The sequence below is a fragment of the Isoptericola sp. NPDC019482 genome, from assembly GCF_040632295.1.
In the GTDB taxonomy this organism is placed as follows: Bacteria; Actinomycetota; Actinomycetes; order Actinomycetales; family Cellulomonadaceae; genus Isoptericola.
The window spans coordinates 59,507-83,671 of sequence record NZ_JBEYBQ010000003.1 but is presented as its reverse complement, the minus strand read 5'-3'; the positions used below and the strand labels follow the sequence as shown (position 1 = coordinate 83,671).

General features: G+C 74.2%; 26 protein-coding genes. 22 read left to right on the top strand and 4 right to left on the bottom strand.

The window, feature by feature from the left end; genetic code table 11:
* Window positions 1–86 precede the first annotated feature (86 nt).
* Window positions 87–2,921: a DNA polymerase III subunit gamma and tau gene (locus ABZ493_RS03525; RefSeq protein WP_430580798.1), complete on the top strand. Its 2,835-nt coding sequence runs from the start codon at window positions 87–89 to the stop codon at window positions 2,919–2,921.
* A gap of 1 nt (window position 2,922) precedes the next feature.
* A complete protein-coding gene (locus ABZ493_RS03520; RefSeq protein ID WP_430580797.1) occupies window positions 2,923–3,351 on the top strand; it encodes an NUDIX domain-containing protein in 429 nt (142 codons plus the stop codon).
* Window positions 3,352–3,369: 18 nt separating this feature from the next.
* Here ABZ493_RS03520 and ABZ493_RS03515 read toward each other — a convergent pair whose 3' ends face one another.
* Complete coding sequence (locus ABZ493_RS03515; RefSeq protein WP_430580796.1) at window positions 3,370–3,891, bottom strand: NUDIX domain-containing protein; 522 nt, start codon at window positions 3,889–3,891, stop codon at window positions 3,370–3,372.
* Window positions 3,892–4,015: 124 nt separating this feature from the next.
* On the opposite strand from ABZ493_RS03515, the gene ABZ493_RS03510 reads away from it, so the two are divergent.
* From ABZ493_RS03510 to ABZ493_RS03480, 7 genes are all read left to right on the top strand, one after another.
* On the top strand, window positions 4,016–4,981 hold the full coding sequence (locus tag ABZ493_RS03510; RefSeq protein ID WP_430580795.1) for an ABC transporter ATP-binding protein: 966 nt from the start codon (window positions 4,016–4,018) through the stop codon (window positions 4,979–4,981).
* The gene (locus ABZ493_RS03505; protein ID WP_430580794.1) at window positions 4,978–5,841 is read left to right on the top strand and encodes an ABC transporter permease; all 864 of its coding nucleotides are present in this window, start codon (window positions 4,978–4,980) and stop codon (window positions 5,839–5,841) included. Before ABZ493_RS03510 ends, ABZ493_RS03505 begins: the two co-directional genes overlap by 4 nt.
* A 37-nt stretch (window positions 5,842–5,878) precedes the next feature.
* Window positions 5,879–7,135 carry a histidine kinase gene (locus ABZ493_RS03500; RefSeq protein ID WP_430580793.1) on the top strand — a complete coding sequence of 419 codons (1,257 nt, stop codon included), beginning with the start codon at window positions 5,879–5,881 and terminating at the stop codon, window positions 7,133–7,135.
* On the top strand, window positions 7,132–7,737 hold the full coding sequence (locus ABZ493_RS03495; RefSeq protein ID WP_430580792.1) for a response regulator transcription factor: 606 nt from the start codon (window positions 7,132–7,134) through the stop codon (window positions 7,735–7,737). The genes ABZ493_RS03500 and ABZ493_RS03495 overlap by 4 nt, the downstream gene beginning before the upstream one ends.
* A gap of 52 nt (window positions 7,738–7,789) precedes the next feature.
* Window positions 7,790–8,389 carry a recombination mediator RecR gene (gene recR, locus ABZ493_RS03490; RefSeq protein ID WP_430580791.1) on the top strand — a complete coding sequence of 200 codons (600 nt, stop codon included), beginning with the start codon at window positions 7,790–7,792 and terminating at the stop codon, window positions 8,387–8,389.
* 75 nt (window positions 8,390–8,464) lie between these two features.
* Window positions 8,465–9,034, top strand: coding sequence for a DUF5063 domain-containing protein (locus ABZ493_RS03485; RefSeq protein WP_430580790.1), 570 nt, complete (start codon window positions 8,465–8,467; stop codon window positions 9,032–9,034).
* Window positions 9,035–9,073: 39 nt separating this feature from the next.
* On the top strand, window positions 9,074–9,856 hold the full coding sequence (locus tag ABZ493_RS03480) for a TSUP family transporter (RefSeq protein WP_430580789.1): 783 nt from the start codon (window positions 9,074–9,076) through the stop codon (window positions 9,854–9,856).
* 36 nt (window positions 9,857–9,892) lie between these two features.
* Here ABZ493_RS03480 and ABZ493_RS03475 read toward each other — a convergent pair whose 3' ends face one another.
* Complete coding sequence (locus tag ABZ493_RS03475; RefSeq protein ID WP_430580788.1) at window positions 9,893–10,351, bottom strand: MarR family transcriptional regulator; 459 nt, start codon at window positions 10,349–10,351, stop codon at window positions 9,893–9,895.
* Between the two features lie 72 nt (window positions 10,352–10,423).
* On the opposite strand from ABZ493_RS03475, the gene ABZ493_RS03470 reads away from it, so the two are divergent.
* The gene (locus tag ABZ493_RS03470; RefSeq protein ID WP_430580787.1) at window positions 10,424–10,804 is read left to right on the top strand and encodes a VOC family protein; all 381 of its coding nucleotides are present in this window, start codon (window positions 10,424–10,426) and stop codon (window positions 10,802–10,804) included.
* A gap of 46 nt (window positions 10,805–10,850) precedes the next feature.
* On the opposite strand, the gene ABZ493_RS03465 is transcribed toward ABZ493_RS03470, so the two are convergent.
* Complete coding sequence (locus ABZ493_RS03465; RefSeq protein ID WP_430580786.1) at window positions 10,851–12,587, bottom strand: N-acetylmuramoyl-L-alanine amidase; 1,737 nt, start codon at window positions 12,585–12,587, stop codon at window positions 10,851–10,853.
* Window positions 12,588–12,791: 204 nt separating this feature from the next.
* Here ABZ493_RS03465 and ABZ493_RS03460 point away from each other — a divergent pair, with 204 nt between their 5' ends.
* The 3 genes from ABZ493_RS03460 (at window position 12,792) to ABZ493_RS03450 (ending at window position 16,451) form a co-directional block, all read left to right on the top strand.
* A complete protein-coding gene (locus tag ABZ493_RS03460) occupies window positions 12,792–14,093 on the top strand; it encodes an aspartate kinase (protein WP_430580785.1) in 1,302 nt (433 codons plus the stop codon).
* A gap of 7 nt (window positions 14,094–14,100) precedes the next feature.
* A complete protein-coding gene (locus ABZ493_RS03455) occupies window positions 14,101–15,216 on the top strand; it encodes an aspartate-semialdehyde dehydrogenase (protein WP_430580784.1) in 1,116 nt (371 codons plus the stop codon).
* A 161-nt stretch (window positions 15,217–15,377) separates the two neighbouring features.
* Window positions 15,378–16,451 (top strand): Fic/DOC family N-terminal domain-containing protein, encoded by a 1,074-nt coding sequence (locus tag ABZ493_RS03450; RefSeq protein WP_430580783.1) that lies wholly within the window; start codon window positions 15,378–15,380, stop codon window positions 16,449–16,451.
* Here ABZ493_RS03450 and ABZ493_RS03445 read toward each other — a convergent pair.
* Window positions 16,417–17,175, bottom strand: a complete 759-nt coding sequence (locus tag ABZ493_RS03445) for a MerR family transcriptional regulator (RefSeq protein WP_430580782.1) — start codon at window positions 17,173–17,175, stop codon at window positions 16,417–16,419. The two genes, ABZ493_RS03450 and ABZ493_RS03445, sit on opposite strands and share 35 nt — an antisense overlap.
* A 39-nt stretch (window positions 17,176–17,214) precedes the next feature.
* On the opposite strand from ABZ493_RS03445, the gene ABZ493_RS03440 reads away from it, so the two are divergent.
* The 9 genes from ABZ493_RS03440 to ABZ493_RS03400 all read left to right on the top strand — a co-directional run bounded on the left by ABZ493_RS03440 (window position 17,215) and on the right by ABZ493_RS03400 (window position 24,165).
* Entirely contained in the window at window positions 17,215–17,676 is a 462-nt protein-coding gene (locus ABZ493_RS03440; RefSeq protein WP_430580781.1) for a DUF6194 family protein, read from the top strand.
* Window positions 17,677–17,734: 58 nt separating this feature from the next.
* Complete coding sequence (locus tag ABZ493_RS03435) at window positions 17,735–18,292, top strand: hypothetical protein (RefSeq protein ID WP_430580780.1); 558 nt, start codon at window positions 17,735–17,737, stop codon at window positions 18,290–18,292.
* Between the two features lie 144 nt (window positions 18,293–18,436).
* Window positions 18,437–18,832, top strand: coding sequence for a GntR family transcriptional regulator (locus ABZ493_RS03430; RefSeq protein WP_430580779.1), 396 nt, complete (start codon window positions 18,437–18,439; stop codon window positions 18,830–18,832).
* Window positions 18,829–19,785, top strand: coding sequence for an ABC transporter ATP-binding protein (locus ABZ493_RS03425; protein ID WP_430580778.1), 957 nt, complete (start codon window positions 18,829–18,831; stop codon window positions 19,783–19,785). Before ABZ493_RS03430 ends, ABZ493_RS03425 begins: the two co-directional genes overlap by 4 nt.
* Window positions 19,782–20,555, top strand: a complete 774-nt coding sequence (locus ABZ493_RS03420; protein WP_430580777.1) for a hypothetical protein — start codon at window positions 19,782–19,784, stop codon at window positions 20,553–20,555. Before ABZ493_RS03425 ends, ABZ493_RS03420 begins: the two co-directional genes overlap by 4 nt.
* A 5-nt stretch (window positions 20,556–20,560) precedes the next feature.
* On the top strand, window positions 20,561–21,316 hold the full coding sequence (locus ABZ493_RS03415; protein ID WP_430580776.1) for a hypothetical protein: 756 nt from the start codon (window positions 20,561–20,563) through the stop codon (window positions 21,314–21,316).
* 34 nt (window positions 21,317–21,350) lie between these two features.
* Window positions 21,351–22,334 (top strand): ABC transporter ATP-binding protein, encoded by a 984-nt coding sequence (locus tag ABZ493_RS03410; RefSeq protein WP_430580775.1) that lies wholly within the window; start codon window positions 21,351–21,353, stop codon window positions 22,332–22,334.
* Window positions 22,331–23,143 (top strand): ABC transporter permease, encoded by an 813-nt coding sequence (locus tag ABZ493_RS03405; RefSeq protein WP_430580774.1) that lies wholly within the window; start codon window positions 22,331–22,333, stop codon window positions 23,141–23,143. The genes ABZ493_RS03410 and ABZ493_RS03405 overlap by 4 nt, the downstream gene beginning before the upstream one ends.
* Before the next feature lie 65 nt (window positions 23,144–23,208).
* Window positions 23,209–24,165, top strand: coding sequence for a bile acid:sodium symporter family protein (locus tag ABZ493_RS03400; protein WP_430580773.1), 957 nt, complete (start codon window positions 23,209–23,211; stop codon window positions 24,163–24,165).

Below are 24,165 nucleotides of genomic sequence, written 5' to 3'. Positions count from 1 at the left end.
GGCTGGAGGGTATCGGTGCTCTCGCAGATCGGCGGGGGGCGTGCGGGGGTGTGTTCGTGTCGGTCCCGACGTCTATCGTGGGGGCGGTGACCACCGCTCTGTACCGCCGCTACCGGCCCGAGACGTTCGCCGAGGTGATCGGCCAGGAGCACGTCACCGCACCGCTCATGCAGGCCCTGCGCAGCGGGCGCGTGAACCACGCCTACCTGTTCTCCGGGCCGCGCGGCTGCGGCAAGACGACGTCCGCCCGCATCCTCGCGCGCACGTTGAACTGCGCGCGCAACACACCCGAGACCCCGCTCGACACCCCGTGCGGGGAGTGCCCGTCGTGCGTCGAGCTCGGGCGCGGCGGCCCCGGCTCGCTCGACGTCGTCGAGATCGACGCCGCGAGCCACGGCGGTGTCGACGACGCGCGCGACCTGCGCGAGCGCGCCACGTTCGCCCCCGCGCGCGACCGGTACAAGATCTTCATCATCGACGAGGCCCACATGGTCTCGTCCGCGGGGTTCAACGCGCTCCTCAAGATCGTCGAGGAGCCGCCCGAGCACGTGAAGTTCGTCTTCGCGACGACGGAGCCCGACAAGGTCATCGGCACCATCCGCTCGCGCACGCACCACTACCCGTTCCGGCTCGTGCCGCCGGACGTGCTGGGCCCCTACCTGGAGCAGCTCACCGCCGCCGAGGGCGTCGAGCTCGGCGGGGGAGTGGCGCCGCTCGTGACCCGCGCGGGCGGCGGGTCCGTGCGCGACAGCCTGTCCGTGCTCGACCAGCTCATCGCGGGCGCCACCGGCGGCGTCGTCGAGTACGACACCGCGGTCGGCCTGCTCGGCTTCACGCACGCGACCCTGCTCGATGACGTCGTCGACGCCCTCGCCGCGCGCGACGGCGCCTCGATCTTCCGCGTCGTCGACCAGGTGATCGCCACCGGGCACGAGCCGCGCCGCTTCGTCGAGGACGTGCTGGAGCGGCTGCGCGACCTCATCGTCATCGCCGTCTCCGGCGACGCCGCGGAGGCCGTGCTGCGCGGCCTGCCCGCCGACCAGCTCGAGCGGATGCGCGTCCAGGCGGGGCGCCTCGGGGTGTCCGAGCTGTCGCGCGCGGCGGACCTCGTCAACGCCGCGCTCACCGAGATGACCGGCGCCACCTCGCCGCGCCTGCACCTCGAGCTGCTCTGCGCGCGGCTGCTGCTGCCCGGCGCGGACGACGGCGCGGAGGGGCTCGCCGCACGCATCGACCGCCTGGAGCGCGGTGTCATCGCCGCGGGCGGCGCACCCGTGCCCCCCGCCCCCGCTGACGGTCGTGCCCCGGCGGCGCCCACGGCCGCCCCCGCTGACGGTCGTGCCCCGGCGGCGCCCACGGCCGCGCCTGCGACGCCGTCCCCGTCCGGGCCCGTGACGACGGGTGGAGCCGGTGGGCTGAGCGGCGCCGCCGCCGCGCGGGCCGCCCTGCAGGCGAGCCGACGCCCGGCTGCCGAGTCCGAGCACGTCGGCGAGCCCGATCCCGCGCCGGAGCGCGCAGCGGCCGAGCCGGCCGAGGCCGCGCCGTCCGTCGAGCAGGTCGAGTCCGGTTCGTCCGTCGGGCCGGAGTCCGTGGCGGACGAGTCGGTCGAGGCCGTGCCGTCCGACGAGCGAGAGCCCGTGGGGGAGGAGAGCGTCGAGCCGGCGCCGTCCGCTGAGCCGGAGCCTGCGGAGGCCGAGCCTCAGGCGTCCGCCGCACCGGAGACTCCCGCCGAGCGGGACGATTCCGGCCCGTCGGCCGAGCCGGAGTCCGTGGTGGAGGAGCCGGCCGAGCCGGTGACGTCCGTCGAGCCGGAGCCCGCGCCGTCCGCTCCCGAGAGCGCCGTCACCTCGGAAGTGGTGCGGCGGCGGTGGCGCGAGGTCCTGGCCGCCATCCCGAGCCCGCGGGCCGCAGCGTTCCTCGGCGAGAACGCCCAGGTGCGGAGCCTCGAGGGCGACGTGCTGACCCTCGGGTTCGCGCCGGCGGTCGTCGCGCTGGCGCGCCAGGGGCGGCCGGAGACCATCTCGGACGCCGTCTACCAGGCGCTCGGCGTCGCGGTGCGGATCGAGATCGTCGAGGAGGATTCCGGCCCGCGCCCGCGGGAGGCGGGCAGCCCCGCGGCCGCGTCCGACCCGGGCGGTGACGCCCCCGAGGACCCCGACGACTCGGCGCGGCCCGACGACTCGGCGCGGCCCGACAACTCGGTGCCGTTCGACGACTCGCCGCGCCCCGACGTCGCCCCGCCCGGCGAGGCCCGGTCCGGGGGCGGCGGCGCGGGCCCGGGGGCCGGTACGCGCCCTTCGGGCAGCACGGTCGCGGCGAGCGAGCCGCGCCCGCACTCCGCCGTCGCGGTCGTCGAGCCGCCCGCAGCGCGCACGCCGCAGCGGACCACGCGGCAGGTGAGCCGGACCGCCCCGGACGCCGTCGCTCCCCGCTCCGGCGGCGCGGCTGCGCCGGCCGCGACGGGCTCGCCCTCCGGCGGCCCCGGGTCGCTCGCGGCCGACGAGGCCGACGCCGCCTGGCTCGCCGGCGTCTCCCTGCACGAGCCGCCGCCCGACGACGAACCCGAGCCGCCGCTCGACGAGCCGGCCGAGGCGTCGGTGGGCCGGCCGGGCGGGCCGCCGCGGCCCGAGCCGGCGCCGACGGTGGCGACCACCCCGGCTCCTGCCACGCCGACCCCGCCCACCCCGGCGACCGCGGCCCCCTCCCGCGGGGAGTCGCCGGCCGAGGCCGTCCAGCGACACGCGCGACAGGCCGGCGGCCAGGGGCGGCCGTCGTCGCCCGGCGGTGCGCCGGGTCCCGACCCGTACGGCGACTGGTCCGCGGACGACCCCGACATCACGTCCACCGGGCTGGTCGGCGTGCAGCTCGTGGTGCAGGTGCTGGACGGCAAGGTCATCGAGGAGATCGCGGAGCAGCCCTGACATGACCGGTCACAGCCCCACCGAGGTCACAACGCTGCACATCGTCGCGGCCGTCATCGTGCGCGACGACGGCCGCGCGCTGCTCGTGCGCAAGCGCGGCACCACCGCGTTCATGCAGGTGGGCGGCAAGATCGAGCCCGGCGAGGAGCCGGTCGCCGCGCTCGTGCGCGAGTGCGCCGAGGAGATCGGCCTGGTCGTCGACCCGGCCGCCGTCCGCCCCCTCGCGCGACGGACCGCCGTCGCCGCCAACGAGCCGGACCACGTGGTCGACGCGCACGTGTTCGAGGTCGCGCTGCCCGCCGGCTTCGATGTCGAGACGCGCGCCGAGCTCGAGGAGCACGTCTGGGTCGACCCCGCCGCCCCGGTGGCCCCGCACCCGCTCGCGCCGTTGTCGGTGGGCCTCATGGCCGACGTCGCCGCCACCCGATGACGGACGGCTGAACCCGCCCTACGGCTGAGCCGCGCGCCGCAGGTCGTCCAGCCAGCCGGCAAGGTTGGCCACGGAGTCGGGCATGAACGGCACCTCGTCGAGCATGCGCAGGAAGCGGGCGGGCGCCACCCACGCGCCCCAGGCGACCTCCTCCGGCTGCCACGTGACGGGCCCGTCGTAGGTGCACTCGTAGAGGAACTCGCGCATCCGGGTGCGGTCGTCGGCGTAGTCGGCGAACCCGAGCGGCACCAGCTCCACGCCCGTGACGCCGAGCTCCTCGGCCAGCTCGCGGCGGGCGGAGTCGAGGGGGTCCTCGCCGGAGCGCAGCACGCCGCCCGCGCAGAAGTCGTACCGGCCCGGGTACAGGTCCTTCGTCGCGGTGCGGCGGTGCACGTAGACGTCGCCGGCGCCGTTGCGCACCACGACCGCGGTGGCCGCATGACGCAGGTTCTCCGAGCGCACCCGCGACCGCGGCGCGGTCCCGCACGGGCGCCCCGCCTCGTCGTACAGCGCCACGACCTCGTCAGCGGAACCGTCCATGCGAGCATCCTGCCGCACCCGGCGGGCGGGCATGACAGATGTCACGGCGCCGCCGTGCAGGCCTCACGGAAGCCGGTGACAGGGGGCACTACCTGCGACGACGCCCCGCCGGGAGGGTGGAGGCATGACTTCGGAACCCATCGTCCACGTCCGCGGGGCACGCCGCCGGTACGGCACGTTCGAGGCCGTGCGCGGGGTCGACCTCGACGTCCACCGCGGGGAGCTCGTCGCCCTGCTCGGCACCAACGGGGCGGGCAAGACGTCGTTCGTCGAGCTGGTCGAGGGCCTCGCGCCCGCCTCCGGCGGCACGGTCCGCGTGCTCGGCCACGACCCCTACCGCGAGCGCCGGCAGGTCGTCGGCTCCCTCGGCATCATGCTGCAGAGCGCCGGGTTCTCCGGCGACCTCACCGTCGCGGAGACGGCGCGCACCTGGGCCGGCACGCTGTCCCGCCCGCGCCCGGTCGACGACGTCCTCGGCGCCGTCGGGCTGACGCACCGCGCCGACGTGCGCGTCGCCAGCCTCTCGGGCGGGGAGAAGCGTCGCCTGGACCTGGCGCTCGCCACCATGGGCGACCCCGAGCTGCTCTTCCTCGACGAGCCCACGACCGGCCTCGACCCGGAGAGCCGCCGCGCCACGTGGCGCCTGGTCCAGGGCATGCTCGAGGCCGGGACCACCGTGCTCCTCACCACGCACTACCTCGAGGAGGCGGAGGAGCTCGCCGACCGCATCGCGATCATGCAGGCGGGGCGCGTCGTGCGGAGCGGGTCCGTGGCCGACATCGTCGGCGCCGAGCCGGCCCGCGTGGAGTTCGTGGTCCGCAACGCGGCAGGCAGCCCCGTCGTGCCGGGGGCGGCCGACCTGCCGTCGCTCGAGGGCATCGTCGACGTCCCCCAGGTCGACCGCACGGGGCGCCTGCGGCTGCGCACCACCAGCCTGCAGGGCGACCTCCACACGCTCCTGCAGTGGGCCGAGGCCCGGCAGCTGCGCCTCGACGACCTGGACGCCCGGTCCGCCTCCCTCGAGCAGGCGTTCCTCGCCATGGACGACACCGACGACACCCACGACGAGACCGCGGAGGTAGCGGCATGACCACCACGACACCGACCCGGAACCCGTCCGCCTCCGGCCGCGCCGCGGGCCGCGGCGGGTCCGCGGCTCCCGGACTGCGTCGCATCGCGGCGCTCGCGAGGTCCGAGCTCCTGCTGCTCGTGCGCAACCGCACCGCGCTGGTCAACGCGCTCCTGCTGCCGCCGGCGACGGTGGGCCTGTTCAGCGCGATCAACGGGGGCGGCGACGACGCCTCCGCCGCGGCGGGCCCCCTGCTGGTGAACGTCCTGACGATCATGGCGCTCGCGATGGTCGTCTACTACAACCTCACCGTCGCGTACGTGGCCCGGCGCGAGGAGCTCGTGCTCAAGCGCTACCTCGTCGGCGAGAGCTCGCGGTCGGAGATCCTCGCGGGGGCGGCCGTGCCGGCGTTCGTCGTGGCGCTCGCGCAGACCGCGCTGGGCATCGTGGCGGTCTCGGTGCTGTTCGAGGCGCCCCCTTTCACGAACCCGCTCCTGATGGTGATCGCGGTGGTCGGCGGGACCGTCATGCTGACGGCGCTTGCGGCCGCGACGTCCGGCCTGTCCCGGACGGTCGAGTCCGCGCAGCTCACGACCTTCCCGCTGCTGATCGTCGCCCTGCCGTTCGCGGGGCTGCTCGGCAGCGGCACGGGGGACGGCGTGGCCGGCGTCCTCGGCACCATCGGCACGTTCACGCCGCTGCGGCCGATCACCGACCTCATGACGCTGGGCATGACCGGGATCGACCGCGACGGCCGGCTCCTGACGACGTTCGGCGAGACGGTCGCCGCCGGGCGGCTGTCGGTGCTGGTGCTCCTGGCCTGGACGGCGATCGGCGTGCTGGCCGCGCGCCGCTTCATGCGCTGGGAGCCGCGCAGGTGACACCCACGACCGGTCGGGGTCGTGGCAGGCTGGCCCGGTGAAGACCGCCGGAGCCGCCGCACCGACTCTGACCGGCGGCGCGCGGGGCGTCGAGGTGTACACCCGCATCAGCCTGTACCTCGTCGCGCTGGTGGAGCCGTTCCTCTACCTGTCCGCCACCGCGACGCTGACCTCCGTCGAGACCGGGCTCCCGAGCACCGGTTCCGCGCTCGCCCTCGCGATCGCGGCTCTGCTCCACACCCTGGCCTGCCTGGCCTTCGTGCACGTCGGCTTCACCCGCCCGTCGGAGCGGCCGGCACGGTCCGTCGTCGGGGTCCTGGCCGGCACGACCCTCGCGGTCGTGGTCCTGGCGTTCGTGGCCCTGCCCCCGACCGGAGGGGACGCGACGGTGGTCGCGCCGCGGGCGGCGACGGCGATCGTCTGCCTGGCGGCGACGACCGGCGCGCTCGCGGTGGTGGTCGGTCGCCGCCGGCTGGTTGCCGTGGGCGTCGTCGTCGCCGCGGTGGCCGTGGCCGTCCAGGCGACGGCGGGCGACGGCGGGCTGGTCGCGGCAGCCCTGTTCAGCTTCGTCCTCACGATGTTCTGGGCCGGGTCGGTGCGGCTGTCGATGTGGATCGTCGAGGTGGTGCGCCGGCTCGCCGACGCCCGCAGCGTCGCGGCGCGCCTCGCCGTCGCGGAGGAGCGGCTGCGCATCGCCCGCGACATGCACGACGTCGTCGGGCGGGCCCTGTCCGCGGTCGCCGTGAAGTCGGAGCTCGCCGCGGCCCTCGCCCGGCGTGGGGACCCGCGCGGCGCCGATCAGATGGACGAGGTGCGCACCCTCGCGCAGGAGTCGCTGCGCGAGGTGCGCGGCGTCGTCGCCGGCTACCGCGCCGCGAACCTCGCCACGGAGCTCGACGGCGCCCGGTCGGTGCTGCGGGCCGCGGGCGTGACGGTCCGCGTCGTGGGCGACCTTCCCGACCTCGCCGCCCCGCAGGTCGAGGCGCTGGCCTGGGTGCTGCGCGAGGGCGTCACGAACATCGTGCGGCACTCCGACGCGCGGGAGGCCCGCATCGACCTCACCGACACCGACACCGGCGGCGGGCGCGAGCTGGCGCTCACCGTCACCAACGACGGCGTCCCCGCGGCCGGGCCGACCGACGGCAGGGGATCCGGCCTCGTCGGGCTGCGCGAGCGCCTGGCCGCCGTCGGTGGGGCGCTCGACGCCGGGAGCCGTGGCGACCGGTTCGTGCTCACCGCCCGCGTGCCCGCTCCGTCCCCCGAGAACCCCGAGCCCAGGGAGGCCGCCGCATGATCCGCGTCGTGCTCGCCGACGACGAGACCCTCATCCGCGACGCCGTCGCCCAGCTCCTCGACCTGGAGGCCGACCTGGAGGTCGTGGCCGTGGCGGGCAGCGGGACGGAGGCCGTCGCGGTGATCGAGCGGCACCGGCCCGACGTCGCCGTGCTCGACCTGCAGATGCCGGGCATCGACGGCATCGAGGTCGCGGTGCGGGCGCGGTCCGAGGTGCCGGGGTGCGGCGTCGTCGTGGTGACGAGCCACGGCCGGCCGGGGCACCTCAAGAAGGCGCTCGCGGCAGGCGTGCGAGGGTTCCTCCCGAAGACGGCGTCCGCGGCCGTGCTGGCGGCGGCCGTCCGGCAGGTCGCCGACGGCGGCCGGTACGTGGACCCGGAGCTGGCCGCCGACGCCATCTCCGCCGGCGACTCGCCCCTGACCGCCCGCGAGGCGGACGTGCTCGAGCTCGCGGCCGACGGCGCCCCGGTCGAGGAGATCGCGGAGCGCGCGGCGCTGGCCCCCGGCACGGTGCGCAACTACCTGTCGTCGGCGGTGGCGAAGCTCGGCGTCGCGAACCGGCACGAGGCGGCGCGGCTGGCACGCGCCCAGGGCTGGGTCTGAGCGGCGACCGGAGCGGCCCGAGCGTCCCTGCCAGCCCGTAGGCTGGACCCTTGTGTACGAGGGCGCAGTCCAGGACCTGATCGACGAGCTCGGCCGCCTCCCCGGCGTCGGGCCCAAGAGCGCGCAGCGGATCGCGTTCCACCTGCTCGCGGCGGACGCGGCCGACGTGCGCCGGCTCGCCGACGCGCTCACCGAGGTCAAGGCGCGCGTGCAGTTCTGCGAGACGTGCGGCAACGTCGCGGAGTCCGAGAAGTGCCGCATCTGCGCCGACCCGCGCCGCAGCGACGACGTGATCTGCGTGGTCGAGGAGCCCAAGGACGTCGTCGCGATCGAGCGCACCCGCGAGTTCCGCGGCAGGTACCACGTGCTCGGCGGCGCCATCAACCCGATCGAGAACGTCGGCCCCGACGACCTGCGCATCAGCCAGCTCATGACGCGCCTCGCCGACGGCACGGTCACCGAGGTCATCCTCGCCACCGACCCGAACATCGAGGGCGAGGCCACGGCCACGTACCTGTCGCGGCTCATCGCCCCCATGGGCGTCACCGTCTCCCGTCTGGCCAGCGGCCTGCCCGTCGGGGGAGACTTGGAGTACGCGGACGAGGTGACCCTCGGTCGCGCGTTCGAGGGCCGGCGGGTCGTCGGCGGCTGACCAGCCCCGACGCCCCGGGACGGGCACGACCAGCAGCACCGACGCCGCCACCGCGGCGGGAGGGGGGGCAGGACCGTGGGGGAGATCGAGCCGGGATCGGAGTTCCGGGACGTCGCCGAGCAGATGTCCGCGCAGGCGCGGGTCTTCCTCTCGACGACCACGCAGGTGGCGTCCGGCGCAGCCCCGGGCGCGGAGATCGCGCTGCTCATCCTCGCGACGTCCGACCTGCTGTCCGCGGGCGCGCGCCTCGCCGCCATCGTCGACGTCGTCCCCGCCGAGCGGTGGGAGCCCGACGCCGGGCCCGAGACCGACGTCGACCCGCTGCGCGACGCGCTCGCGAAGATGTTCGACGGCTTCGACGACTACGTCGAGGTGTCCGACCCGGCGCTGAGCGCCGACGTCGCCCCCGCCACCCTGTCGGGCGACCTGGCGTGCGTCGCCGAGGAGATCGCCAAGGGCCTGCAGCACTTCGACGACGGGCACGAGCTCGAGGGTCTGTGGTGGTGGCAGTTCAGCTACCTGTCGGTGTGGGGTGAGCGGGCGTCGTCGGCGCTGCGCGTGCTGCAGGGCGTGCTGGCGCACCTGCGGCTCGACGTCGACGACGACGTCGCCGCCGAGGCGGAGTACGACGCCCTGCACTCCTGACGCGGTGCCCCACCGGGGTGCCGTGCGAGGATTCCCCGCGTGCCCGACCTCGACACCCTCACCATCGTGCTGCTCGTGCTGGCCGGGCTCACGGCCGGCTGGGTCGACGCCGTCGTGGGCGGCGGCGGCCTGATCCAGCTCCCCGCGCTGCTGCTGGTGCCCGGCATCTCGCCGGTGCAGGCGCTGGCCACCAACAAGCTGGGCTCGATCATGGGCACGTCCACCAGCGCCGTGACGTACTACCGGCGCGTGGGCCCGGACCTCACCACGGCGGGCCCGATGGCGCTCGCGGCGCTGGTGGGGGCGTTCGGCGGCGCCGCGCTGGCGAGCCGTATCCCGGCCGAGCTGTTCAAGCCGATCATCCTCGTGGTCCTGATCGGCGTCGCGACGTACACGGTGCTGAAGCCGAAGCTCGGCGCGCACGACAACCTGCGCTGGGAGGGCAACCGACACCGCTGGACGGCGGCCGGGATCGGCCTCGTCATCGGCGCGTACGACGGGCTGCTCGGCCCGGGTACCGGCACCTTCCTCGTCATCGCGCTGGTCAGCGTGCTGGGGTACGCCTTCCTGCCGGCCTCGGCGCTGGCGAAGATCGTCAACTTCGCCACCAACCTCGGCGCCCTGCTGTTCTTCGTCCCGCACGGCGCCGTCCTGTGGGGCCTGGGCCTGATGATCGGTGCGGCCAACCTCGTGGGCGCGTACGTCGGGGCGCGGATGGCGGTGGCGAAGGGCAGCGCGTTCGTGCGCGTCATCTTCGTCGTGGTCGTGGGCGCCCTCATCCTCAAGCTCGGCTACGACGTCTGGCAGGACTGGCGGTCCTGAGGCCCCGCGCCGCGGCACGCCGGCGCCCGGTCGGCGTCACGTGTCGAGGGCGCGGACGAGCCGGTCGAGGTCGTCCAGCAGCGCGGCCAGGCGCGTCCCGGGGATGCCGGCGACCATGCGGGCCTCGACGGCGTAGACGGCGTCCTGGGCGGACCTCAGGCGGCGCTCGCCGGCGGCGGTGAGGCGCACCGGGCGGGCCCGGCCGTGGTCGACCACGTCGGGCCGGGTCGTCAGGCCCGCCTCCTGGAGCCCTCGGAGCACGAGGTTCATCGACTGCCGGGTGACGAAGGTGGCGCGGGCGAGCTCGGCGTTCGACAGCCCCGGGTGCAGCGCGAGGACCTCGAGACACGAGTACTGGGGCACGGTCAGGTCGTGCTCGCGCAGCGCGGTGTCGAGGGCGCCCCGCAGGGCGGAGTGCGCGCGCTTCAGGCGGTAGCCGACGTGCTCCGTGACGTCGGCGGCGGGGTGCGGCGAGACAGGTTGCGAGGAAGCCATGTCAACATGTTGACACAAGGCGAGCGGAGTCGTAGCGTCGGACATGTCAACACGCTGACATAGGAGAGCATCATGGCTACGCATTCGACCGCCACCGTTTCCGGTCTCGACTTCCTGGCGCTGCAGGTCCGCGACGTCGACGCGGCCGCCGCCTTCTTCGAGGAGCGTCTCGGGCTGCGCCGCGCTTCGGCGGCCCCGCCTGGTGCCGTCGTCTTCGCGACCGAGCCCGTCCCGTTCGCCGTCCGCGGGCCGCTGCCCGACACCGACCTCGACGCCGGCCGACCCGGTCTCGGCGTCGCGCTCTGGTTCGCCACGTCCGACGCGGTCGGGCTCCACGACGGGCTGACCGCTGCCGGCGTCGAGGTGCTCACGCCGGTCACGGACTCGCCGTTCGGCCCGATGTTCTCGTTCGTCGGCCCCGAGGGGTACGTGCTCACCGTCCACGGGGCGTGAGGCGCACGGCGCGATCCCCGGTGGTCCAGGGGCGCGAGCATCGCGCCTAGCGGTGCGAGGGGCCGGCGGGGAACTCGTTCAGCAGCGCTGACGTGACCTTCACGTCCCGCAGCTCGCTCCAGCCGACCGCGCGGGTGAGCCGCCACCAGGCGTCCCGGGTGTAGACCCGCTCCCTCCGGCCGTCGTGGAGCCGGTAGAGGTAGCCGGTGCGCTCCGACCTGGCGAAGTACGAGATGTACTCGACGTCGAACGCGTTCTTGGCCCGGTCGGGGATCCGCGGGTCGGTGCAGTCGCCGCCCCAGTGGCGCACGGTGCCGCAGGACGTCGCCCACATGAGGTCGCCGTTGCGGTCGAGCATGAGGTAGCGGCCGGACGGCACCCGGGCCCAGCGGGAGTCGAAGTCGGTGCCCCGCTCCAGGCTCGTCAGGAAGGACCGGCTCGCGTACGAGGCGCGGCCGAGCCGCTCGGCCAGGGCGGCCCGCGCCCTGGTGCTCGTGAGGAGGTGCCGGGTGCCGCCGGAGACGAACCACACCTCGTCGCGCGAGAGGTGCGGCCGGTACTCGACGAGGTACCCGGTGCTCTTGTTCCACAGGTGTCCCCACCGGGACTGGCCGCTCGCGACCTTGCTGCGGATCTCGGTCAGGCGCCGGTAGATCGAGGCCCCCGGGCAGGCGGTGCCGGCCACGTCGCGGTGCCCCGAGATCCTGGCCTCGCGCGCGCCGTCGAGGGTGGTGTACCCGCGGGCGGGGACGCCGTGCAGGGCGAGCTTCCAGGCCAGCAGGTCGATGACGCCGCGCACGGCCGCGTCGCTGACGGTGGCCTGCTGGTAGTTGCCGAGGACCGACACCCCGACGGTCTCGTCGTTCACCCCCACGGCGTGCCCGCCGACGATCTCCAGCTCGACGCCGCCCGAGCGACCCTCCCAGGCGCGGCCCCACTTGTCGACGAGGAAGTTGTACCCGATGTCGCCCCAGCCGCGGGTCTTCGCGTGGTACGTGTAGATGCCGCGGATGATCGACGGCACCTGCGCGGACGTGTAGCTGTTGGTGCCGGCGGTGTGGTGGATGACCGCGCCCTTGACCTGTCCCTGCCGCGGGGTCCAGGTCATGAGGGACTCGTCGGCGCCCCAGTCGGCGCGGGAGCGGATGGCGGGGCCGTCGTGCTGGTCCCCGGTCGCCACTGCGCCCGCGAGCGACACGGCGCCGCCGGCACCCATCCCGAACGGCGAGAAGCCGCCGTCGACGTCGAGCGACGGCTCCGAGGCCGCACGGTCCACCGCACCCTCGCCGGGGTCGATGGTGACGACCTCGACGTCGCGCACGTCCTCGGCCGTCGCGTTCTCGACGGTCACCTCGACCCGGTCCACGTCCCCGACGACGAGGGGCGCCGACCCGCCCTCGGCCGCGTCGGGGTCGGGCGCCTCGACCTCCAGCGGGCTCCACGCCGACCAGGTGGCGCCGTCGTCGGTCGAGGTGCGCGCCCGGATGACCAGGGCGGCGTCGGCGGGGCCGGACCAGGTGACGCCGACGGTCGCGAACCCGCTGACGTCGGAGGTCGCGGTGACGACGTCGTCGCTCGTGCCCTGCGCCTCGTCCGAGCCGAAGGTGCGGGCGGTGCCGGCGTCGGGCGGCGCCGCGGGCGTCACCTCGACGGCCGCCTCGACGGCCGTCGGGTCGTCGCGCGCTGTGCCCCCGGCGGACGCCACGGCGGCGGGAGCTCCGGTGGCGACGAGGGTGAGCACCACGGCGGTGGCGGCAGCGGATGTCCAGCGGCGTGCTGTCATCGGTCGGTCTCCTGGCACGGTGGCAGGTGGACGACGCCAACATAGAACGGCGCGTGCCGTCGCGCGTCCCGGAGCGCGTGCGGGCGGCCACGATGCGAGACGGCGGCGGTCGCCCCGCCGGGACGGCACGTACCATCGACGGGCAAGCACAAGCCCCGGCGGACCGTTGAGAGAGACGGAGGCCGGCCAGCAGAAGGTTGTGACATGGCACTTGTCGTGCAGAAATACGGCGGATCATCCGTCTCCGACGCCCACAGCATCAAGCGCGTGGCGAAGCGGATCGCCGCGACCAAGCGAGCGGGGAACGACGTCGTCGTCGTGGTGAGCGCCATGGGCGACACCACCGACGAGCTCCTCGACCTCGCCGGGCAGATCACCCCCCTCCCCCCGCAGCGCGAGCTCGACATCCTCCTCACCTCCGGTGAGCGCATCTCGATGTCCCTGCTCGCGATGGCGATCACGAACCTCGGGGTCAAGGCGAAGTCCTTCACCGGCCAGCAGGCCGGCCTCATGACCGACGCGGTGCACGGCCGCGCGCGGCTCGTGGACGTGGTGCCGCACCGCGTCCGCGAGACGGTGGAGAAGGGGCAGGTCGCGATCGTCGCGGGCTTCCAGGGCGTCAGCTCCACCAACGACGTCACCACGCTCGGCCGCGGCGGCTCGGACACGACGGCGGTCGCGCTCGCGGCCGGCCTCGACGCCGACGTCTGCGAGATCTACACCGACGTCGACGGCGTGTTCACCGCCGACCCGCGCATCGTCCCGAGCGCCCGCAAGATCGACCGCGTCACCTACGAGGAGATGCTCGAGCTCGCGGCGTCCGGCGCGAAGGTCCTGGCCCTGCGCGCCGTGGAGTACGCGCGCCGCTACGACGTGCCCGTGCACGTGCGCAGCTCGTTCAGCAGCACCACCGGCACCCTCGTCACCGGCACGCACGGCGACGCGATCGACCCGAACGCCCCGGCGGCCGAGGAGGAAACCCAGATGGAAGCCCCAATCATCTCCGGCGTCGCGCACGACCGCAGCGAGGCCAAGATCACCGTCGTCGGCGTGCCGGACAAGCCCGGCACCGCGGCCCGTATCTTCGAGGTCGTGGCCGGCGCGGGCGCGAACATCGACATGATCGTCCAGAACGTGTCGGCGGCCCACACCGGGCTCACGGACATCTCCTTCACGCTGCCGCACGCGGACAGCCCCAGCACCCTGGCCGCGCTCAACGCGCTGCAGGACGAGCTCGGGTTCGCGTCGCTGCAGTACGACGACCAGATCGGCAAGCTGTCGCTGGTCGGCGCGGGCATGAAGTCGCACCCCGGCGTCTCGGCGCGCCTGTTCGGCGCCCTGCGCGACGCGGGCATCAACATCGAGATGATCTCCACCTCGGAGATCCGCATCTCGGTGGTCACCCGGGAGGACGCCCTGGACGACGCCGTGCGCGCCATCCACACCGCGTTCGACCTGGACTCCGCCGACGGCGAGGCCGTCGTCTACGCCGGTTCGGGGCGGTGACGCGCTGATGGCCCAGATCAACGAGTCCGGCATCAACGTCGCCGTCGTCGGCGCCACCGGCCAGGTCGGCGGCGTGCTGCGCCGCCTGCTCGCGGAGCGCGCGTTCCCCGTCAAGGAGCTGCGGTTCTTCGCGTCCGCGCGCTCGGCGGGCAGCACGCTGCCGTTCGAGGGCGTGGACGTCGTCGTGGAGGACGTCGCGGCCACGGCCACCGACGACCTCGCGGACGTCGACGTCGCGATCTTCTCGGCGGGCGGCGGCACGTCGCGCGAGCACGCGCCCCGGTTCGCCGAGGCGGGCGCCGTCGTCATCGACAACTCGTCCGCGTGGCGCCTCGACCCGGAGGTGCCGCTGGTCGTCTCCGAGGTGAACCCGGAGGCGATCGCCGACGCCGCCAAGGGCATCGTCGCGAACCCCAACTGCACGACGATGGCCGCGATGCCCGTGCTCAAGCCGCTGGCCGACGAGGCCGGTCTGGAGCGGCTGCGCGTCGCGACCTACCAGGCCGTGTCCGGCTCGGGGCTGGGCGGGGTCAAGGAGCTCGCCGACCAGGCGCGCGCCGCCGTGGCCGGCGACCTCGAGGGCCTGGCGCACTCGGGCGGGGCCGTGTCGTTCCCGGAGCCGGAAAAGTACGTCGCGCCCATCGCGTTCGACGTGCTGCCGCTGGCGGGCAACCTCGTGGACGACGGCTCGGGCGAGACGGACGAGGAGCAGAAGCTCCGCAACGAGTCCCGCAAGATCCTCGGCCTGCCCGACCTGGCCGTCGCGGGGACCTGCGTCCGCGTGCCGGTGTTCTCCGGGCACTCGCTGGCGATCCACGCCGAGTTCGGCGCCGCGATCACCCCGGAGCGGGCGCGCGAGCTGCTGGCCGCCGCGCCGGGCGTCGAGCTGGCGGACGTGCCGACACCGCTGCAGGCGGCGGGCGCCGACCCGTCGTTCGTCGGGCGCATCCGCACCGACCAGTCCGTGCCCGGCGGCCGCGGCCTCGTGCTGTTCGTGTCGAACGACAACCTGCGCAAGGGCGCGGCGCTCAACGCCGTGCAGATCGCGGAGATCGTTGCCGCGGACCTGGCCGAGCTCGACGCCCTCGACGACGTCGACGCCGCGGAGGCCGCTCCGGCCTGACACCACACCGCCGAACAGGCACTTGCGCACCTTCTCAGCCTTGAGAGGGTGCGCAAGTGCCTGTTCGGCGTTCGGGGCGGACGTGGCAAGCCCGTTGACACATCTGACGAACGTGTAAAATATTCGCGCGTTCTTTTACATGTGGCTTTCGCCTGGTTCGCATGTCCTGGAACCCCGCTGAGCCGTACGACGATCTGCCGCGACTGCCTCCTCGTGCCGAGCTGGAGTCGCGCGCCGTGCTCAAGGCGACGATCGAGGCGCGCGACGCCCTGGCGCGCTTCGACGCCAGGGCGCGAGCCCTGCCGAACCCCACTGTGCTCATCAATGCGATCCCGCTGCTCGAGGCGCAGGCCAGCTCCGAGATCGAGAACATCGTCACGACCACGGACGAGCTCTTCACTGCGTCGGTGACGGAGGCCGGGGCGACGCCCGCGGCACGTGAGGCGCTGCGGTATCGCTCCGCCTTGTACGCCGGGTTCCAGGAGGTCGGGCGTCGGCGTCCATTGACCGCGCAGACTGCCGCCCAGGTCTGCGCCATGATCCGTGGGCATGACGAGGGCTTCCCTCGCGGTGAGGTCTACATCGGAGACCCTGTCACCAGGAGCCGTGTCTACTCGCCGCCGGCGGCGCGCGGAGCGATGACTGAGCTGCTCGACAACTGGTCGGAGTTCCTCAACGCGCCGACGGACCTCGACCCGCTGGTTCGCATGGCAGTAGCGCACTACCAGTTCGAAGCGATCCATCCGTTCACCGACGGCAACGGCCGAACGGGCCGCATCATGAACGTCCTCATGCTGTGCGACGCGGGTCTTCTCCATCTCCCGCTGCTCTACTTGTCCCGGTACATCATCGAGACGAAGGACGAGTACTACCGGTTGCTGCGCGAGGTCACGTCGGACGGCGCCTGGGAGGAATGGGTGGGGTACGTCGTCGAGGGCGTCCGTTCGACAGCACTCCGGACCACGGAGACGGTCGACCGGATCGACGACGTGCAGCAGGGGCTGCTCGACGTCGTGCGCCGCATCGTCGGGTCCGCGAACGGCGACCTGCTGTCCGTCCTCATGGAGCAGCCGTATGCGCGGAACCGGGACGTCGTCGAACGGTGCGGGGTCTCTCGGCCGACGGCGTCCAAGTGGCTGCACGGGCTTGTCGACGCCGGGGCGCTCGCCGACCTGCGGGTCGGGCGAGAGGTGCTCTACATCAACGTGCGACTGATGGAGGTGCTGCGCGGCTGACGGAGGCTTCCGTGAGCTGCGCCCGGCCCGGGTTGTCCACCACGGCGGCGAGGTCAGCCCCGGCCCTGAGGAGGGCGACGGACCGGTCGGCGATCCGGTCCAGCCGGTCCCGGAGGGCGGCCTGGGCGTCGGCGGCGTCCCCGAGCCCGTGCAGCTCAGCCACGACGTCGCGCAGCGCGGGGATGCCGTACCCGGCGGCGCGGAGGGCGGCGACCACGCGGGCGGTGGCGACCGCGGGCTCGCCGTAGACGCGCGCCCGGAGGGAGCCCACGCGCTCGGGCTCCAGCAGGCCCGCGGCCTCCCAGTGCCGCAGCGTGGACGTGCGCACGCCGAGCGCGTCGGCCAGCTCGGTGATCGTCAGGCGGCTCCCGGGGGACGGCGCCGCGGCTTCGCTCCGGATCGCTTCGAGCGCGGTGAGTGCCTGGAGGGTCTGCGCCCGCTCGGCGGCGAGTCCGGCGTGCAGGTCGTCGACCGCGGCGGCCGCGTCGACGAGGGACGCGCCCTGGAGCCCGACCATGGTGCGTCGCGCGACGACGGGGCCGACGGCGAGCGCGAGGCTGCGGTAGGCGCTCGCAGCGCGGACGTGGCGCGGGCCGTAGGCGCGGTACCCGTTCGACTCGCGGCGGGCGGGCGGCAGCACGCCGAGCCGCTCGAGGTCGCGCACCTGCTGGACGGAGTAGCCGGTGGCGCGGGCGACGTCGACGGTGCGCAGCGGACGATCCATCCCCACCCCACAGAAGCACTTCAAGGCCACGCTTGAACCATGACGACACCGACGAGTATGGACCAGATCGTCGCGGCCGTGCGGGAGCTCGACGGGGTGCTCGTCCTCGAGCCCCGCGCCGGCGACGGGACGCCCGAGATCGCGTGGGGCGACGCGTTCTTCTACTACGCCCCGGACGGGCAGGTGCCGACCACCGTGCAGCCGTACGGCACGGTCGTCACGAAGAACTACCCCGACGACACCACCTGCGACCTCGACCGGCCCGACCGGTGGCGGGTCAACGTGCACGTGGGGCGCGACCGGGCGCGCCGGCTCGTGGGCGGTCGCGAGCAGGACGCCGTCGCCCCCGACGTCCTGCTCCCGCACCCGCTGTACGGCGACCTGGGGTGGGTGTGCGTGGTGAACCCGGGCGAGCGGACCGGCGGGGTCGTCCTCGACCTGCTGCGTGATGCGCACGAGGCCGCTCGACGTCGGTACGAGCGCCGGCGGGACCTGTCCTGACCGCTCCCGGGCGGCGAGGAGGTGGCCGGCCTCGTTGGCTGGGGAGATGGCTGGGGAGATGGCTGGTGAGATGCCGTGGCCCGCGGACGCTTGGTCGAGCCTCGCGTTCGTCGTCGCGGGTGCCTGGATCCTCGCGACGGCGTACCGGTGCGGCGCGGGTGCGTCGCACCGCGTCGCGCTCGGCGTCCTCGCGGCGCTGGTCGGCGTCGGCTCGGTGGTGCAGCACGGCCCGGCGCCGTCGTGGAACCCCGTCGTGCACGACCCGCCCCTGCTGGGCACGTACGCGCTCGTCGCGGCGGACGCCGTCGCCGACCTCACCGGGCGACGCCTGCGCACCTGGTGGTGGCTCGCACCGACGGTGGCGGACGTCGGGCTGGCGGCCCTCTGGCCCGGGGCGTCCGTCGTCGCGCAGGGTGCGGTCGCGGCCGCCGCCGTCGTGGCGGTGCTGCTGCGCGCCGGGGCCCGGCCGCGCCTGAGGCCTCGGCTGCTCCTGGCGCTGGCCGTGCTCGGCGTCGGCACCCTCGCCGGGCAGCTCTCGCACCCCGCCTGGCACGTGCTCGCGGCGGCCGCGATCGCGGTGGTCGCGCCCGCGGTCGGACGGCGCGCGCCACCGTGAGGGGTACTACCTCGCCGAGACCCGGACTACCTCGCCGAGATCCCGACTACCTCGCCGGAAGGGGTTGCGCGCCGACGCGGGTCTATGGTTCATTAGTCGAGTAATGAACCCCAGAACCACTGAACCTGCCGTGAGGAGGCCCGCGTGTTCGACGGTCCCGAACCCATCTACGTGCAGATCGCCCAGATGATCCGCGCGCAGGTGCTCGCCGGTGAGCTCGCGGAGGAGGAGCAGGTCATGTCGACCACTCAGTTCGCCACGACGTTCCGCATCAACCCCGCCACCGCCGCCAAGGCCTTCACCGGCCTGGTGGACGAGGGCGTCCTGTACAAGCGCCGCGGCCTGGGCATGTTCGTCGCCCCCGGGGCGCGCGAGCGGCTGCTGGACCAGCACCGCAAGGCGTACTTCGACGACGTGCTCGGCCCGGCGCTCGCCCAGGCCGACCTGCTCGGCATCCCGACCGACGACATCGTCGCGTACGTCCTCGGCACCGGCCGCCGGGAGCACGGCGGCCCCACGACCACCACGGAGGAGCCATGACCCCCGCACCCTTCGGCGCCCGTCTCGACGACGTCGTCGTCCGGTTCGGAGCCCAGCGCCGCCTGACCATGGACGGCGCGGCCGTCAAGGACGAGGCCGGGACCGCGCTCGACGGCGTCACCCTGGACCTGCGTCCCGGCGTCATCACGGGCGTGCTCGGCCGCAACGGCGCCGGCAAGTCCACGCTGCTGACCCTGCTGGCCGCGTTCAACCGGCCCACCGAGGGCACGGTCCGCGTCGGCGCGGGAGACCTGCTCGAGGACCCGTGGGAGAACCCGTGGGTCACCGCCAACGTGCAGCTCGTGCGCGAGAGCGGCGACCTCATGGACGACGAGCGGGTCTCCGAGACCCTCAAGTACTACGCCGACCTGCGCCCGTACTGGGACGCCGACCTGGCCGCGCGGCTGCTCGACACGTTCGAGGTGAACCCCCGCAAGAAGCCGACGGCCCTGTCGCGCGGCAAGCGGTCCGCCGTCGGCGCCACGATCGGGCTCGCGTCGCGCGCCCCGCTGACGATCCTCGACGAGGTCTACCTCGGCATGGACGCCCCCACGCGGTACGCGTTCTACGACGAGATCCTCGCCGACTACGCCGAGCACCCGCGCACCATCCTGCTGTCGAGCCACCTGGTCGAGGAGGTCGAGCGCCTCTTCGAGGACGTCGTCGTGCTGCACCGCGGCAAGGTCCTCCTCGCGGAGACCGCGGAGGAGATGCAGTCCCGCGGGTTCAGCCTCACGGGTCCCGTCGCCGCGGTCGAAGAGCTCGCCCGCGGCCGGCGCGAGCTGCACCGGCAGCGCCTGGGCGCCACCGTGCAGGTCACGATCGAGGGCGCGCCCGACGACGGCGCGGCGGCCGCGGCCCGCGCGGCCGGCGTCGAGCTCGGGTCCCTGCCGCTGCAGGACCTGTTCGTGCGCCTCACCCAGCCGGAGCCCGCGACGGAGGTGCGGCGATGAGTGCCGTCGTCACCCGCGCCGAGCGCGACGCGTTCACGGCCCGGGCGCACGCGCGGGCGGTCCGCCGCGTGACCTGGTCGGTCGGCCAGGTGATGCTCGTCATCGGCGGCGTCTTCTGGGCGATCTTCCTCGTCGTCACCGTGGGCGTGCCGCTGGTCGTGCGCCAGGCGGGTGGCGTCATGGGCGGGGGAGCGATGACGGGCGCCGAGTACGCCGCGCCCTGGTTCGCGCTCTCTCTGGGCCTCATCGCGGTCGCCGCGCTGGTCGTGCCGCACCTCGCCGCGGGCGGCACCCGCCGGTCGCTGTTCACCGGCGCGCTCGTCGCCTCGCTGGTCGCGGGCGTCGCCTACGGCGTGGCCTACGGGCTGCTGCTGGTCGTCGAGCGTGCCCTGTTCGGCGCGCTCGGGTGGCAGTGGGAGCAGCTCGGCAGCGGGCTCGACGCCGGCGGCGCCTGGCTCGTCGTCACCGCCGCGGGCGAGGCGATCACCGTCGTCGTGTACGCGCTGGTCGGCATCGCCGCCCAGGCCGCCTACCGGACGTACGGCGTGTGGCGGGGCACGGCGCTCCTGCTGCCGGGGCTGGCGCTGCTGGTCCTCGTGGGCCACGCGACCCGCAACGGCGCGTTCGAGGACGCCCTCGGCGGCCTCGGCCTCAGCGGTGGCAGCGCGCCCGCCGCGCTCGGGCTGCTGCAGGCGCTCGTCGTGCTGGCGCTCGCCGCCGGCTGGGCGTGGTGGCAGCTGCGCACCCTGCGACTGAGGCCGACGAGGTGACCGCCATGACCACCACCGACCTCGCGACGCCCGGCCGCGTGCACCACCGCGCCGCGACCCGCGCCGCCCGGCGCCGCTTCCTGCGCGCGATGATCGTCGCCGGACTCTGGTTCTGGCTCTTCTGGTCCTGGCTGGTGCTCACCCTCCCGGCGATCGTCGAGCGCTGGGGCGGCGAGGCGGACGGCCTCACCTACGACGCCGCGGGCGGTCCCGTGCGCTGGGTCGCCTTCGCCGTCGGCGTCGTGGTCACGGCAGGCACGCTCACCGTGCACGTCGCGGCCGGCGGCACACGCCGGTCGTTCGTCGACGGCGGGCTGCGCGCCGCGGCCGTCGCCGGACCGGTCCTCGCCGTGCTCGGCCTGCTCCTCACCTTCGCCGAGCGCGCGACGTACGCGCGGCTCGACCGGTACTGGCAGGGCCCCGCCGCCGCGCTGGACGTCGACACCCCGACCGGGATCGTCGTCCAGGTCGTGGGGGAGACGCTCGTCGTCGTCACCTACCTGCTCGTCGGGGTGGCCGTCGTCGCCGGCTACCGGCGCCTCGGCGCCTGGCGCGGCACCCTGCTCGTCCTCCCGCTCCTGGCGCCGGCCGCGCTCGCGGACGTCGCCACCCGCACCGGGCTGTTCGCCCTCTGGCTGCGCGGAGGGTACGACGACGTCGCGGTCGGCGTCGTCTGCGCCGTCGGCGGTGCGCTCGTCGCGGCCGCGCTGGCCGCCGTCGTCGCGACCCGCGTGCTCCACCCCGTCCCGTTCCGACCCTGACGCACCATCCGAGAAGAAGCGAAGGAGACCCGAGATGGCAGAGCCCATCGTGGAGGTCCGCAACCTCCGCAAGACGTACGGACCGAAGGTGGCCGTGGACGACGTGTCGTTCGCCGTCAAGCCCGGCGAGATCTTCGGCATCCTCGGCCCCAACGGGGCCGGGAAGACCACGACCGTCGAGACGCTCGCCGGCCTGCGACAGGCCGACGGCGGAACCGTGCGGGTGCGCGGCGTCGACACGCAGCGCGACCCCGCGGCCGTCAAGGACATCCTGGGCGTGCAGCTCCAGGAGGCCACGCTGCACGACAAGATCACGGTGGCCGAGGCGCTGGCGCTGTTCGCGGGGTTCTACGCCGACCCCGCGGACCCTGCCGAGCTGCTGCGGCTGCTGGACCTCACCGAGCACGCCGACAAGCAGTTCGCCACGCTGTCGGGAGGGCAGAAACAGCGCCTGTCGATCGCGCTCGCCCTCGTGGGCAACCCGCGCATCGCGATCCTCGACGAGCTCACCACGGGCCTCGACCCGCAGGCGCGGCGCGCCACCTGGGAGCTCGTGGAGCGGGTGCGGGCCACCGGGGTGACGATCCTCCTCGTCACGCACTTCATGGAGGAGGCCGAGCGGCTCTGCGACCGCCTCGTCGTCATCGACGGTGGACGGGTCGTCGCCGAGGGCACGCCGGCCGCGTTGATCGACGGACTCGAGGGCGGGCGCACGGTCGTCGTGCGCTTCGCGCCGCAGGACGTCGAGCGCGGCCGCCGCGAGCTCGCGGTCCTGGCCGACCGGGACCCGGAGGTCGAGGGTGTGGCCCCGGTCGACGGGTCCGACGTCGAGCTCGCCGTCACCGGCACCCGTCGTGTCCTGTTCTCCCTCGTCCCGGCGCTCGCCGCCGCGGACCTCGTGCCCGACGACGTCCGCACGGTCACGCGGTCGCTCGAGGACGTGTTCCTCGCGGTCACCGGGCGCACCTACGACCCCGAGGCGCAGGCCGCGCCTGTCACCGAAGGAGCCCGGTCATGACCACCACCACCGTCTCCACCGCACCCGTGCGGGCGTCCAGCCGGAGCTGGCGCGGGTTCTCCCGTCTGCTGCGCACCGAGACCGTCGTCTGGCTGCGCGACTTCACGTCCGTGTTCTTCGGGGTCCTCTTCCCGTCGATCCTGATGATCGGCGTCGGTTTCGCGATCCCCGGGATGCGCGAGCCGATCACGGACGCGCCACCGGACTCCGCCTGGTACGGCGTCCCCGCGATCGCGGCGTTCCTGCCCACCGTGCTCGCGATGGCGGTCGGCACGCTCGCGGTCCTGTCCCTGCCGGTCACGTTCGCGACGTTCCGCGACAAGGGGGTGCTGCGCCGCCTGTCCACCACGCCGCTGCGCCCGCAGGGCATGGTCGTCGCGCACCTCGTCATCAACGTCGGCACGAGCCTGGTCGGTGCGGCCCTCGCCATCGTGGTCGCCCAGCTGGCGTTCGGCATCGTGGTGCCCGAGCAGCTCGGCGTCGTCGTCGGCGCCTTCGCGCTGGGCCTGCTGTCGATGTTCTCCCTGGGCATGCTCATCGCCGCGGTCGTCACCAAGCCGGCGACGGCGAACGCGATCGGGTCGCTGGTCTACTTCCCGCTGCTGTTCCTCGCAGGGCTGTGGACGCCCGGCCCGATCATGCCGGACTTCGTCCGCGAGATCGGCGTGTACACCCCCATGGGTGCCGCCGCGCAGGCGATGGACACCGGCTGGTTCGGCGACGGGTTCCCGCTGCTGCAGTACGTGGTGATGGCGGCGTGGACCGTCATCGTGCTGCCGCTCGCGATCCGCATCTTCCGCTGGACGTGACGCCCGGCCCGGCCTGGACGTGACGTCCCGTCGGCCGTACCGGGCGGGGAGTAGGGTCCCACCCCATGCGCAGAGTTGCAGAGCTCGTGGGTCAGTGGTTCGCCGTGCTCGTCCTGCTCGGTGCGGTCGCCGGTCTGGCGGCTCCGGGCACGTTCGCGCCGCTGGCGGCACACGTCCCGCTCCTGCTGGGGATCATCATGTTCGGCATGGGGCTGACCCTGACGGGTCGGGACTTCGCCCTCGTCGCGAAGCGCCCCGCGGCCGTCGCCATCGGCGTCGTCGCCCAGTTCACGATCATGCCCCTGCTGGCGTGGGCGATCGGGCACCTGTTCGGGCTCGAGGGCGAGGCGATGATCGGCATGATCCTCGTGGGCGCCGCGCCGGGCGGCACGGCGTCCAACGTCATCGTCTACCTGGCCAAGGGTGACACCGCGCTGTCGGTGGCGCTCACGACCGTCTCGACGCTCCTCGCCCCGCTGCTCACCCCGGCGCTCGTGCTGTGGCTGGCCGGCACCGACCTCGACGTCACCTACGGCTCGCTCGTGACGTCGATCGCCCAGGTGGTGCTGTTCCCCGTGATCGCCGGGCTCCTGGTCCGCACCTTCGCGGGTCGGATCGTCGAGCGCTACCTGCTGCCGTACCTGCCCCTGGTCTCCGTGCTCGGGATCGTCGTGGTCGTGGCCGCGATCGTCGGTGCCAACGCCGACGCCGTCCTGAGCACGGGCCTGCTCGTCGCCCTCGCCGTCATCGTGCACAACTGCGCGGGGCTGCTGCTCGGGTACGGCGCGGCCGCCGCCGTCCGGTTCGACGAGCCGGCCCGCCGCGCGGTGAGCGTGGAGGTCGGCATGCAGAACTCCGGCCTGGCGGCGAGTCTCGCGACCACCTACTTCAGCCCCGCCGCGGCGCTGCCGGCTGCGCTGTTCTCTGTGTGGCACAACGTCTCGGGCTCGCTGCTCGCGTCCTACTGGGCGCGGCGTCCGGTGGGGGAGAGCGCGCGGGCGACGGCGTCGACCGAGGTCTAG

What these genes read in the sequence shown, in the direction of transcription:
- ABZ493_RS03520 (WP_430580797.1), top strand. Translation starts at nt 2,923, where the DNA reads ATGACCGGTCACAGCCCCACCGAGGTCACAACGCTGCACATCGTCGCG.
- ABZ493_RS03515 (WP_430580796.1), bottom strand. Translation starts at nt 3,891, where the DNA reads ATGGACGGTTCCGCTGACGAGGTCGTGGCGCTGTACGACGAGGCGGGG.
- ABZ493_RS03510 (WP_430580795.1), top strand. Translation starts at nt 4,016, where the DNA reads ATGACTTCGGAACCCATCGTCCACGTCCGCGGGGCACGCCGCCGGTAC.
- ABZ493_RS03505 (WP_430580794.1), top strand. Translation starts at nt 4,978, where the DNA reads ATGACCACCACGACACCGACCCGGAACCCGTCCGCCTCCGGCCGCGCC.
- ABZ493_RS03495 (WP_430580792.1), top strand. Translation starts at nt 7,132, where the DNA reads ATGATCCGCGTCGTGCTCGCCGACGACGAGACCCTCATCCGCGACGCC.
- ABZ493_RS03475 (WP_430580788.1), bottom strand. Translation starts at nt 10,351, where the DNA reads ATGGCTTCCTCGCAACCTGTCTCGCCGCACCCCGCCGCCGACGTCACG.
- ABZ493_RS03470 (WP_430580787.1), top strand. Translation starts at nt 10,424, where the DNA reads ATGGCTACGCATTCGACCGCCACCGTTTCCGGTCTCGACTTCCTGGCG.
- ABZ493_RS03465 (WP_430580786.1), bottom strand. Translation starts at nt 12,587, where the DNA reads ATGACAGCACGCCGCTGGACATCCGCTGCCGCCACCGCCGTGGTGCTC.
- ABZ493_RS03460 (WP_430580785.1), top strand. Translation starts at nt 12,792, where the DNA reads ATGGCACTTGTCGTGCAGAAATACGGCGGATCATCCGTCTCCGACGCC.
- ABZ493_RS03455 (WP_430580784.1), top strand. Translation starts at nt 14,101, where the DNA reads ATGGCCCAGATCAACGAGTCCGGCATCAACGTCGCCGTCGTCGGCGCC.
- ABZ493_RS03450 (WP_430580783.1), top strand. Translation starts at nt 15,378, where the DNA reads ATGTCCTGGAACCCCGCTGAGCCGTACGACGATCTGCCGCGACTGCCT.
- ABZ493_RS03445 (WP_430580782.1), bottom strand. Translation starts at nt 17,175, where the DNA reads ATGGATCGTCCGCTGCGCACCGTCGACGTCGCCCGCGCCACCGGCTAC.
- ABZ493_RS03440 (WP_430580781.1), top strand. Translation starts at nt 17,215, where the DNA reads ATGACGACACCGACGAGTATGGACCAGATCGTCGCGGCCGTGCGGGAG.
- ABZ493_RS03435 (WP_430580780.1), top strand. Translation starts at nt 17,735, where the DNA reads ATGGCTGGTGAGATGCCGTGGCCCGCGGACGCTTGGTCGAGCCTCGCG.
- ABZ493_RS03425 (WP_430580778.1), top strand. Translation starts at nt 18,829, where the DNA reads ATGACCCCCGCACCCTTCGGCGCCCGTCTCGACGACGTCGTCGTCCGG.
- ABZ493_RS03420 (WP_430580777.1), top strand. Translation starts at nt 19,782, where the DNA reads ATGAGTGCCGTCGTCACCCGCGCCGAGCGCGACGCGTTCACGGCCCGG.
- ABZ493_RS03415 (WP_430580776.1), top strand. Translation starts at nt 20,561, where the DNA reads ATGACCACCACCGACCTCGCGACGCCCGGCCGCGTGCACCACCGCGCC.
- ABZ493_RS03410 (WP_430580775.1), top strand. Translation starts at nt 21,351, where the DNA reads ATGGCAGAGCCCATCGTGGAGGTCCGCAACCTCCGCAAGACGTACGGA.
- ABZ493_RS03405 (WP_430580774.1), top strand. Translation starts at nt 22,331, where the DNA reads ATGACCACCACCACCGTCTCCACCGCACCCGTGCGGGCGTCCAGCCGG.
- ABZ493_RS03400 (WP_430580773.1), top strand. Translation starts at nt 23,209, where the DNA reads ATGCGCAGAGTTGCAGAGCTCGTGGGTCAGTGGTTCGCCGTGCTCGTC.